15 protein-coding genes are annotated in these 11,586 nt (G+C 29.9%); 4 read left to right on the forward strand and 11 right to left on the reverse strand.

Translation table 11 applies throughout. From position 1 onward, the window contains the following. Nucleotides 1-5: 5 nt before the first annotated feature. Nucleotides 6-1,808, forward strand: a complete 1,803-nt coding sequence (locus ABF633_RS07840) for a MutS-related protein (protein WP_415523110.1) — start codon at nt 6-8, stop codon at nt 1,806-1,808. A 290-nt stretch (nt 1,809-2,098) separates the two neighbouring features. On the opposite strand, the gene pfkA is transcribed toward ABF633_RS07840, so the two are convergent. The 10 genes from pfkA to ABF633_RS07890 all read right to left on the reverse strand — a co-directional run bounded on the left by pfkA (nt 2,099) and on the right by ABF633_RS07890 (nt 7,809). Next, nucleotides 2,099-3,058, reverse strand: coding sequence for a 6-phosphofructokinase (gene pfkA / locus ABF633_RS07845; RefSeq protein ID WP_415523111.1), 960 nt, complete (start codon nt 3,056-3,058; stop codon nt 2,099-2,101). Between the two features lie 165 nt (nt 3,059-3,223). Then, nucleotides 3,224-3,505, reverse strand: a complete 282-nt coding sequence (locus ABF633_RS07850) for a DUF503 domain-containing protein (RefSeq protein WP_415523112.1) — start codon at nt 3,503-3,505, stop codon at nt 3,224-3,226. 95 nt (nt 3,506-3,600) lie between these two features. Then, nucleotides 3,601-4,266 (reverse strand): HAD family hydrolase, encoded by a 666-nt coding sequence (locus ABF633_RS07855; protein WP_415523113.1) that lies wholly within the window; start codon nt 4,264-4,266, stop codon nt 3,601-3,603. 221 nt (nt 4,267-4,487) lie between these two features. Next, a complete protein-coding gene (locus ABF633_RS07860; RefSeq protein WP_415523114.1) occupies nt 4,488-4,730 on the reverse strand; it encodes a hypothetical protein in 243 nt (80 codons plus the stop codon). Between the two features lie 98 nt (nt 4,731-4,828). Beyond that, nucleotides 4,829-5,071: a hypothetical protein gene (locus ABF633_RS07865; RefSeq protein ID WP_415523115.1), complete on the reverse strand. Its 243-nt coding sequence runs from the start codon at nt 5,069-5,071 to the stop codon at nt 4,829-4,831. Nucleotides 5,072-5,123: 52 nt separating this feature from the next. Continuing rightward, nucleotides 5,124-5,450, reverse strand: a complete 327-nt coding sequence (locus ABF633_RS07870) for a hypothetical protein (protein WP_415523116.1) — start codon at nt 5,448-5,450, stop codon at nt 5,124-5,126. Between the two features lie 119 nt (nt 5,451-5,569). Further along, nucleotides 5,570-5,974: a hypothetical protein gene (locus ABF633_RS07875; protein ID WP_415523117.1), complete on the reverse strand. Its 405-nt coding sequence runs from the start codon at nt 5,972-5,974 to the stop codon at nt 5,570-5,572. Between the two features lie 56 nt (nt 5,975-6,030). Beyond that, nucleotides 6,031-6,456, reverse strand: coding sequence for a hypothetical protein (locus ABF633_RS07880; RefSeq protein WP_415523118.1), 426 nt, complete (start codon nt 6,454-6,456; stop codon nt 6,031-6,033). Nucleotides 6,457-6,617: 161 nt separating this feature from the next. Next, complete coding sequence (locus ABF633_RS07885; protein WP_415523119.1) at nt 6,618-6,980, reverse strand: hypothetical protein; 363 nt, start codon at nt 6,978-6,980, stop codon at nt 6,618-6,620. A 511-nt stretch (nt 6,981-7,491) separates the two neighbouring features. Beyond that, nucleotides 7,492-7,809 (reverse strand): hypothetical protein, encoded by a 318-nt coding sequence (locus tag ABF633_RS07890; RefSeq protein WP_415523120.1) that lies wholly within the window; start codon nt 7,807-7,809, stop codon nt 7,492-7,494. Nucleotides 7,810-8,133: 324 nt separating this feature from the next. Between ABF633_RS07890 and ABF633_RS07895 the strand changes: the two genes are divergently transcribed. Continuing rightward, nucleotides 8,134-8,886, forward strand: a complete 753-nt coding sequence (locus tag ABF633_RS07895; protein WP_415523121.1) for a YdcF family protein — start codon at nt 8,134-8,136, stop codon at nt 8,884-8,886. A 226-nt stretch (nt 8,887-9,112) separates the two neighbouring features. Then, the gene (locus ABF633_RS07900; protein WP_415523122.1) at nt 9,113-9,400 is read left to right on the forward strand and encodes a TetR family transcriptional regulator; all 288 of its coding nucleotides are present in this window, start codon (nt 9,113-9,115) and stop codon (nt 9,398-9,400) included. 151 nt (nt 9,401-9,551) lie between these two features. Here the strand turns inward: ABF633_RS07900 and ABF633_RS07905 are convergent, their stop codons facing one another. Further along, a complete protein-coding gene (locus tag ABF633_RS07905; protein ID WP_415523123.1) occupies nt 9,552-10,301 on the reverse strand; it encodes an ATP-binding protein in 750 nt (249 codons plus the stop codon). Nucleotides 10,302-10,749: 448 nt separating this feature from the next. Here ABF633_RS07905 and ABF633_RS07910 point away from each other — a divergent pair, with 448 nt between their 5' ends. Next, nucleotides 10,750-11,430 carry a Crp/Fnr family transcriptional regulator gene (locus tag ABF633_RS07910; protein ID WP_415523124.1) on the forward strand — a complete coding sequence of 227 codons (681 nt, stop codon included), beginning with the start codon at nt 10,750-10,752 and terminating at the stop codon, nt 11,428-11,430. Nucleotides 11,431-11,586 lie beyond the last annotated feature (156 nt).

Consider the following 11,586-nt stretch of genomic DNA (forward strand, 5'->3'; position numbering starts at 1 on the left):
AATATATGACTAACAGAGAAACCTTTTTAAACCGTATTAAGTCCTTGGAGGATGAAGAAAAAAATTGCAAAAAAAATTATAATGTCATTGGCACGTTAAGACTAGTAGCCTTTGTGGTAACTTTAATATACATATATCTGCTTATAAGATCAATAAGTATATATACTTCTATGGGGACTATTTTCGCTTTGGCAATTTTTGTATTTTTAATAAAGCATCACGGTGATATAGGAACTCGCCTAAATAGAATAAAAAATCTTATAGAAATTAATAAAAAATATATAAAGAGAATAGATGGAAATTGGTCAGATTTTCAGGATCTAGGCGAGGATGGAATAGATTTAGATCATCCTTATACAACAGATTTAGATGTATTTGGTAAAAACTCACTATTTCAATTAATAAATGCTACAAATACCTTTTTAGGCAGAAAAAAATTAATAAGCTTACTTAAAATTGAAGAAAAAAATGCGGATAATATAGTTAACCGTCAAAATTCTGTTAAAGAACTGTCACAAAAGATTAAATTTTGTGAAGATCTTGAATCTACAGGTAATTTTAATAAAAAAAATATGAAAGATCCCTCCGCACTTTTAAATTATGCTGAAGATCCACATATATTATTTGAAAAATCACCTATTAAGTACATAGTGTACTTTTTGCCTATTTTTTCTATCTTATTTTCTGCTATAACCTTGATATTTAAAATAAAATACCTTTATTATGTTATACCTGTTATTTTTATAGTTCATGCTATTATTAATTTTATAAGCTATAGGAACGTACCCTCAACTTTAGATTCTGTGGAGGGTTTTAATGATGATTTACATGCCTATGCTGATTCTCTTAAACTCATTGAAGGTGAAAATTTTGAAGATAATTATTTAAATAAATTGAAGTCCAATTTATTTTTCAAGGACAAATCCTCTTCACAGGTTATGAAAGAACTAACTTCAGTTATTAACAATATAAACTTGAAACATAATTTTTTACTTTATTTCTTTCTTAATTTATTAATATTTTGGGATTTCAGATGCTTATTTTCTCTTGAAAATTGGAAATTACAATACGGTAAACTAATACGAAAATATATTAATACTCTTGGAGATTTCGAGGTTATCTCCAGTTTATCTGTACTCACTCATTTGGATACAAAATACAGCTTTCCTACTTTTACAAAAGAAAATCTGGTAATAAAGGCTGAAAATTTAGGCCATCCTTTAATTAATAATGAATCCCGTATTAGCAACGATGTTAATATGATAAACAATATATTAATTGTTACCGGTTCAAATATGTCTGGTAAAACCACTTTTCTTAGAACTATAGGAATTAATCTTGTTTTAGCCTATGCTGGAGCACCTATTTATGGGAAATCCATGGAATGTTCTCTTATGGATATTTTTACTTCTATGCGTATAAATGATAATTTAATGGAAGGAGCATCTACCTTTTACGTAGAACTCATGCGTATAAAGAAAATCATTGATAATTTGCCAAAAAAAGAATCTATGATTTTTCTTATAGATGAAATATTTAGAGGTACTAATTCAAGAGATAGAATTATTGGAGCAAAAAGTGTATTAAAAAATTTAGATAAACCCTGGGTATGTGGTTTAATATCCACTCATGATTTTGAATTGTGCGATTTAGAGTACAGCAACAATAAGAAAATTAAAAATTACCATTTTTCCGAAAGCTATAGCTCAAATAAAATACACTTTGACTACAAATTAAGAGAAGGCCGCTGTAATAGTACTAATGCAAAATATCTCATGAAAATGGTTGGAATTGAAATAGACGAATAAATAGGTATTTAAAGTTTAATTTCTATAGGTATACTACGCTCTAATCTTATGAAATAATAAATTTTAATATGCATTTATAGGAATTATATTAATATAGACCAATTGGTTAATATACTGTAAATGAAGAAAAAGCAGGTAATTATTCCTGCTTTTTCTTCATCCTTGAGACAATGTTTATTATCTCAGAACAAAGTTTTTTATGCTTAAAGAATTAAGTATGAGTTGCCTGTCCATAAACGTTTACACATATGTTAATACTTCTTCACAATATCTTTGTATAAATCTGCAACTTATCTTGAAAGTATTTCTGATATCTCATATAGTCTTTCATCAAACTTCCTTGGCATAGCTAAGGCTTCATCTATGTCATCATCAGTTATCTTATTGTCTCTTATTCCTATAACTCTTGATGTTTTTCCTTCATTTAGAACTTCCACAGCTCTAACACCCATTCTTGAAGCAAGCATTCTATCAAAGGCGGATGGACTTCCTCCTCTCTGTATATGTCCTAAAATAGTTGCTCTTGTTTCGATACCTGTAATATTTTCAACTCCCTTAGCTAATTCAGCTGAACCGCCAATTCCCTCTGCAACTATAATTAGATTGTGCATTTTTCCATTTAATTTTCCTTCAAGAATAGTTTTGCATAACTCATCAAAATCGTAATCCTTTTCAGGAATTATAACTTTTTCTGCACCCCCAGCTATACCGGAATATAGAGCAATATCTCCGCAGTCTCTTCCCATAACTTCAACTATACTTACTCTTTCATGGGAAGTAGAAGTATCTCTTAGCTTGTTTATAGCATCTAATACCGTATTTAATGCAGTATCAAAACCTAATGTATAATCTGTATATGATAAATCGTTATCTATAGTTCCAGGAATACCTACTGTAGCAACTCCAAGCTTTGAAAGTTTCTGTGCTCCCATAAAAGACCCATTTCCACCTATAACAACTAATCCATCTACGCCAAATACCTTTAAAACACCTGCTGCCTTTTTTCTTCCTTCCTCAGTCATAAATTCAGCACAACGAGCAGTTCTTAAAATAGTACCACCTCTTTGAATTATATCTGACACATTTTGTCGCTTCATTTCAAAGATTTCACCATTTATCAGTCCACTATACCCTCTTTCAATTCCCATAACCTTAATGCCCTTATCAAGAGCAGTCCTTACTACTGCTCTTATGGCAGCATTCATTCCAGGTGCATCTCCACCACTTGTTAATACAGCTATTGTTTTCATATACATACCTCCTGCAACCACATGGGACTAAATACGTCCCATATAATTTATAAAATCTATTATCTTAAAGTATTAATTTGTAATTAAAAATTACTTACTCTCCATTAATTCTAATAGAAATAATGAAAAACTTCAACGCTTTATGACAAAATAATATAAATTTTATTATAGTATCTCCACGTTTATATCTTCTAAAACTGCCTCCGTATTGCCTTCAATAAAATTTATTACATGCTGAATCATCTCATCAGCATGTTTTCTCTCACTGCTAACACAGGCTATACCAAGACTTATAGTTTGATGATAATCTTGATTATCTACTTCTGCTATAGATACGTTAAATTTATTCTTAACTCTTCCAATAATACTTTTCACTATCATTCTTTTCTCTTTTAATGAATGAACCCAATTTGCTCCTAGTTTTATTTGCGCAGTACCAATAATCATTGTATCTCCTCCAACATAGTCACTATTAGGCTTGTAATAAAAACTATCAGTTCAGATATAACAGCGTACTAACTTCTCTCTATATTTACTATACCCTATTTTGTAAACAACCTTTTTAACTCCTCTAACTGTACTTTATTAAAAGAATCTACTATTAAATCTGCAGCTGATATATCCTGGTTCCCTGAGTTAATATTTTTATATCCAACACATTTCATTTCTGCTCTCTTGGCAGCAATAGAACCATTATGTGAGTCCTCTACCACTAAACAATTTTCAGGATTTATTTCAAGTTTTTCTGCTGCATATAAAAAAATATCCGGTTCAGGTTTACTTCTTTTCACAAAATCTCCACTTACTAATACATTAAAATACTTTTCCAGTCCAATTCCCTTAACCACGGTTTTTATTACATCTATAGGCGATGATGATGCAACTGCTAATTTCAGCCCGTCGCTATGTATATTTTTTACAAATTCATCAACTCCATGTATTGCTTCTATTATTGTATCCTTAGCAGTTATATATTCAAAATAATTATGTCTATTTATATCAACTAACTCCTGAACAGAATAGCTTAAGTCATATTTGCTCTTTATATCACTCCATTTATAATTAGTAGTAACTCCAATATATTTTGAATGATCAAGTGATGACGGTTCTATGCCTAGGGATTCTAGCATTTTTTCGTGTATTCTTAAATGTTCTGGTTCACTATCAATTAAAACTCCATCCATATCAAAAATCACTGCTTTTAGCATAATAAATCTCTCCTTTAAACATCTTGTGTAAACAAAGCTACACTGATTAATTTTTTAACCATTTTAATATTAGGAAGCCTTGAAATATTAAATAATAACTCCAATTGCAGGATATTTTATATCGTGAAAATATACAAATCCTATATATAATTTTATAACACAAAGGATAAAAAAACAAACCTGTTTTTAATTAATAAAGAGGGCCCTTAAGCCCTCTATTTTTAGTATAAACCTTGTTTACATGGATTAGCGCAAGATAGATAGAATAAAGCTATTATAAATAATATGCCTTTATCTATTTTCTTATGGGTTCCGCCTTTTTTAGAGAATTGAAGTATTATTAATATTAAAACAATTAATGTTGGTAAACTGCATGCACAAGAACTTCCACTTACAAATGGTACTCCAATAACTCCTGGATATCCTACTTCTTCATGTCTTTCATGTTTTTTACATTTACTCATACTATATACCCCCCTTTTTTTGGGCTGTGGCCAATGTTACATTTTTTTACATCTTTTGTTTTCTAATATATATTATTCATATTTTTTGAAATGGTGTATTATTTTTTATTCTTTGATAGTGAATTTATAATGTTAATTATAAACGCAAGCTGCTTAACATCTATATTTTTTAATGAATTCTGTATTTCATTCATATTTACATTACCTAACATTTTTTGTATTTCTCGCATATCAACATTTTTAAGCATATTTTGTATTTCATTAGGATTTAAATTTTGTTCAGTTTGATTTGAATTGTCATTTTTTTCCTCTTTATGATGATCTGATCTCCTACTAGACATTAAATCACCTCTTTATTTAAAGGATGGGCATATGCCCATCCCCTTAAAACAATTAGTAGCCTCTCTTACAAGGATTAGCGCAAGATAAATAGAATAAAGCAATTATAAATAATATGCTGTTATCCACTAATTTTCCATGGCTTGAAGATCGTGAACTTGAACTTGTTCTTGAACTTGAGCTTGTGCATGAACTTGTTCTTCTCTTTTTACTAAATTGAAGTATTATTAAAATTAATATTATCAAAGTAGGTAAGCTGCAAGCACAGTTTTTACCTCCAAATAGGCCACCGGTGAATCCTCCCATTGGATATCCTACATTAGGAAATCCTGGATTTGCATATCCTCCACCGCAGCATTCTGTTTCATATCTTCTACTCATTAATAACCCTCCTCTGGCTAATAATGCACTGTATCATATTTTCCATCTTTTGTTTTCTAATATATATTATTCATTATTCTATAAAGTGTGATATCATAAATTATATTTTAATTTATGTTTTATTTGCCCTTAGTTTTACTTGCTCCATATATTTCCATTACTATCTTTAACAATTCTGCTTTATCAGAATTTACAAGAGTGTTTATAGATCTTATTATTTCTTCTCTGCTTGTATTTCTTGCTCCATTACCTTGACCATTACCTTGATTAATAGTGCTAATATTGCTAACCTCATCAGCCATATTATCTCTATTTACCACTTCACCTACTTGGCTATTATCTGCCCGCGGATTATTAATTTTTCCTAATAATGATGAAACTTGATTAATATCTATATTACTTAACAATTGAGCTATATTTCCAAAATTAAAGGAACCACCACTATTGTTATTAATGCTGTTACCATTATTACTATTCTGTGGGCTTATACTCTTATGATGATGATTTCTACTATGTCTGGACATGCTTTCTCCTCCTTTAACCTATCAATTATTTAAAAATAAAGTTTTTATTGTAATTTCTATGGTGTAGTATTATATTCTTCTCCGTATTCCTCTCTATTTTCCTCTCTAGCTTCTTCCTTTTCCTCTTTTTCCTTACAAAAGAAAATTACTGCCACTATTACTATAATAAATAAAGCATTGCCACCCAGCATTTTTCCAAGTCCCTTGCTACTACCTCCAAAGCTAGCTCCAAGATTGGAAAACGGATTATTATTGAAAGGATTATTCTTGAAGGTTTCTTCTGTAGTATGCCTTTTTTTGCGATGTTGTGATGCATATTTGCCTTTCGATGATTGTGATGCAGAATAAGGTTTTTTCTTAAAATTAAAATTATTGAATTTTTTTCCTTTACCAAAGCCAAATACAATAACTAAAACTAATGCCCAGACTATCAATTTATTAGAACCATTACCTGCACCTCCCAATATATCTCCTATTCCCATAATACTCACTCCTCCCATATTGTTAAAAGCTCTATAATATATTATTCTAAATTTATAATTTTGCTCTCATCTCATTTGTTTCCATTAATAAACTTAATAGATATACATAATTTATCTTGTATATTTAAAAATGGTGCATTTTCACCAAATGCACCAAATGATTACCTCAGTATTTTACTTATAGTATAAATTTGCAGGATTATATCTATGAGGTCGCCTCTCTCAGGACTCACCATAGGCTTTATCGCATTTAAAAGCTCAAATTCTCTGCCTCTGCCTCCAGAATATCTGGCAGTATTTCCAGTACTTCCGCCATTTCCAGAATTTCCACCGCCACCAGACATGGATCCAAATAGAGACGACATCTGATTCATATCAACAGATCCTAGTAAATTCATTATCTGGCTCATATCTACATTCTTTAGCATTCCAGCCAAATTCCCAAAATCCATATTACCAAAGCCTGTATTTTTGCCATCTATTACTTCTTCCCCTTCTAAAGGTTCATCTTCGTTTATTGCCATAGTATCACCTCTTAATTAGGAGGACTTTTAAATTACACTCCTCCAAATTATCTTTAAAAACAATTTCTTCTACGGGATTTATAGCAGAATAGAAAAAATAATGTAATTATAAATAATACATCATTATCTACAAGTTCCTTACTACTTCTTCTACTACTTCTTCTGCTACTGCTACTACTACTACTACTACTACTGCTACTACATCCCTCTGTACTTGACTTTTTCCCCTTATTTCCAAATTGAAGAATTATTAAAATCAGTATTGTAAGTGTGTTTAAGCTGCAACAGTTTTCATACATATTATCTCTCCCTTTAAGGACTTACGTCAAAGTATTATTAATGAATCTTACTCAGTGGGAATTTGTATTTCCACTGGGTTTAGATGAATTATCCAGGGACGTGCCAGTGTTATCTCCACCTTCTGAAGAGCAGAGAACCAAAATCTTAGATTTTGTGCGGATCGCTTTCACAGAGCGCATTGGAGTGTTACAACGGCTAGTCATCGGATAAACTAATAATCACAAGATGAGAATTCTGTAGATTCTCCTCGAACATCTGATGGATCTGTATTAACTTTAATTATATTTGTATTTCCACCTCTATTATTTCCAAGTCCAAATACTATAGCAAGAACTATCGCTATTGGTATTAATGAAGATCCGCCAAAACCTGAACGTCTTCTTCTTCCCCTGCAGCAAGGATCTGGGCAGCATCCTCCGCCTTGGCTACCTCCGCAGCCAATAAATAAAACAAATATCAGTATTATGATTATTATCTTGTTATTTTTTCTTCCTAAACCTAAAAAATCACTACTAGATTTACAACCCATAAAATCACATCCTCCTATATATAATTTTTTCATCTTTTGTTTTTTACCTACTATATACTATTCTACCTATTACAAATTGACACATATAACTTGTACATACTATAAATTTAATATCAATAAAGACATTCCAATATTTTAACTCCATATTTCTTTATATACTGATATAATAGCTTTTCAAATTTTCCTTTCATATTAGTTACTACTCTATTTATAGCTTATGCACCTAAAACTTTTTTGACTTAAACTTTTCTTATAAGTACTGTTGTGATAAATTTATATTGATAGTTACATTAAATTATTTTATAAAAGGGAGTGATTTTGGACTTGATTTATTTTATAAAATTTCTATATTCAACTTTTATTTTGCCTCCAGGAATCTTCATATTATTGCTTTTAATATTTAGTCTCAAATTATTTAAATACAAAGCTAAATTTGGTAAAAATCTGTTGTTATTAACTCTTATTTTTTATATTTTTACTACGCCTCTTGTAGATAATTCTATAATAGGATTATTAGAAAATAAGTACAATGTACCAGAAAATCCAAAAGGAGATGTAATTGTAATGCTTGGTGGTGGAGCAACTCTGGATACTCCAAATCTAGGCTTTAAGGGTCATCTGTCTGGTTTCGCTGCAAATCGACTTATCACCACTGTAGAATTATACAAAAAATTAAATGTACCCATAATAATTTCAGGTGGTAAAGTATTTAAATCTACAGGAACCGAATCTGAAATATCAAAGAACATATTAATTACCATGGGAATACCTGAAAATAAAATAATTATTGAGAACCAAAGTATCAACACTACAGAAAATGCTAAATATACAAAGAAAATTTTAGATAAATGCAATTTTAAAAATCCTATATTAGTTACTTCAGCTTTCCACATGCCTAGAGCTGTTCAACAATTTAAAAAATTTAATACCGCTGTATTACCTTTCCCGACGGATTATCAAACCAATATTAAAGGCAGCTTTGAATTAAATGATTTTATCCCTTCAAGTAATGCACTTTTAGAATTGAGCTTATCTGTAAAGGAATTTATAGGAATACTAGCATCAAGATCTTATTGAATAATAGACATAAAATAAGTTTTATGGATATATTTAATGTGATATTTAGGATATTTACAATATATAAGCCTATTTTAAAGCATCTCTGAAAATAAATACAAGCAAAGAAGGATTTCTTATTTATCTATAGAATTATTTTAGAAAATACATTATAAATATGTTTACCCAGTAATTCTATTTATAAAAAAACATAATCATTATTAAAATCAATTTTAGAGGTGATTTTATGGCTTCATACATTGTGGTTACAAGTGTAGATAAAAATTCTAAAGACTTTGGTGATTTTTTAGAGGTTATTGAAAATTGTTCAAGCTTTTCCTGGCACTTTCCCCGATCTTCTGTATGGTTTATTAAGTCTAGCCTTTCTACAGAAGATATAACGGATAGAATAGCTGATTCCTTCAACACTGATGACGAAAGTTTTATCGTAGTGGAAATAAAGAATAATATACAGGGCTGGCTTACTGATGATGAGTGGGATATTATAAACAACAACATTCTTACAGGCAAGTAACTATGCAGCAATCTGAAAAATATGTACTTTCCTCAGTTATTAAATCTATTTTAATAACTACTTTTAATAACTGAATAGACAAAAAGCTGTGTAACAATGCATACATTGTTACACAGCCATCTAACTTTAATTTTAGGCCATTACAAACGCTTTATTTACTGGATAATATATTTCCTTCTGTTCCTATAATAACTTCTCTATAAGGAACAATAATCTGTGAATTTAACATAGCTGCCTTTACTGCATTGACAATTCCTCCGCAGCAAGGTACTTCCATTCTCACTACTGTTACACTTTTAATATCATTAATTTTCAAAATCTCTGCTAATTTTTCTTCATAGAATTTAACATCATCTAATTTCGGGCATCCTATGACAGTAATGTGATCCTTTATAAAATCCTTATGGAAATCAGCATAAGCATAGGCTGTACAATCTGCTGCCACTAAGAGATCAGCTCCCTTTAAATATGGTGCTCTTGTATTTATAAGTTTTAATTGCACAGGCCATTGCCTTAATTCTGAAGCATTAGAACTGCTTTCTGCTAGAGACTCCTGTTTAATTTTTATATTGTTTGCAGCAGATGCCTTTCTAACTATGGCTTTTGCAGCAGTTCCAGGGCATCCACAAGGCATAGCTTGTACCTCTTGGTTTTTAGCAAGTTTCTCTTCTTTTAGTTTTTGAACTGCATCTTCACTATAATCCACTGCTTCTCTTTCTATTATTTCTATAGCTCCTTCAGGACAGCCTGGTAAGCAATCTCCTAACCCATCACAATACTCATCACTTATAAGTCTTGCTTTACCATCAACAATTTTTATAGCTCCCTCATGACAGGCATTTACACATATTCCACAGCCGTTACATTTTTCTTCATGTATTTTAACTATTTTTCTTTTCATTTTATATTACCTCCGTTTTTGATTGTTATTTAATTCATAATTTTTGAATATTACAAACTAAATTTCAATTTATAATAGTTCGCCTTTTCTCACTATTATAAACAGAGTTCTTTGTTTCAGGTGGAGTTTTTTTCTCCATCTGAAACTTAGAAATCGTTATCCAGGGACGTAGCATCCGTTATCTCCCACTTTGATAGAAGATGGGAGTATTACAGATGGTAGTCGTCGGATAAATTGAAATTTAATAGATTTATTCTCTTGTTTCTATTACTCTATTATAGTAACATATTAATATAAAATCCGTAACCTAGGTTACTAAATTAAACATATTTATTAATTTTTAAGGATAATTAATTATTATTAACGATTGGATATATTACTTACAGAGCTGAAGTTTAATAAAAATAGAGAAACATAAAAAATAATTTATTGATGGGATTGATATACTATGAATAATTTAACTGATATACTTAAAAACTGTGTTATATTTAAAAATTTTAACGAAGAAACTATTAAAACACTTTTAGCTAAAATAGATTATAAAATATGTTCCTATTTAAAAGACGAAACTATAGCCATTGAAGGTGATAATTGTTCCAGTATCGGTATAATAATAAACGGCTCCATAGAAATTAAGAAATTTTTTGCCTCTGGTAAAACTGTTACTATAGCAAAATTTTTCAGTGGAGATATTTTTGGTGAAGTTATAATATTTTCAGATATAAATAAATACCCTTCTACAATTGTAGCTTCTGAAAATTCTCAAATACTATTTATATCAAAAGAAGATATTGTTACTCTTTGTAGTATGAACGTGTCTATTTTAAATAATTTTATGGGGTTATTATCTAACAAAATTCTAATGTTAAATAATAAATTAAAAAATCTATCCTATGAAACCCTAAGACAGAAAATTACAAGCCTTCTACTTGAAAGCTATCATGTAAATAGGAAAACACTATTTCAAATAAATTCCTCTCGAAAAGAAATGGCAGAGTCATTGGGAGTTCCCCGCCCTTCCCTGTCAAGAGAACTTATAAACATGAAAAAAGATGGACTTATAGATTTTCATAAAAATGCCTTTAAGATTTTAAATTTGGAGGCTATGGAAGATATACTCATGAATTAGGGTGATTCTGCAAATCCATTTTTTACTTTTATATCTTATAGTTGTAGTCAAAATTCTGGCCAAATTTATTATTTCTTGCTCTACTATTATCTTTCTTATCAAATATTAATACAAAAGTTAAATTAAAAATATAAATTATTTGAAAATTGATATTTT

Source organism: Clostridium sp., from assembly GCF_047718555.1.
Taxonomy (GTDB): domain Bacteria; phylum Bacillota; class Clostridia; order Clostridiales; family Clostridiaceae; genus Clostridium_I.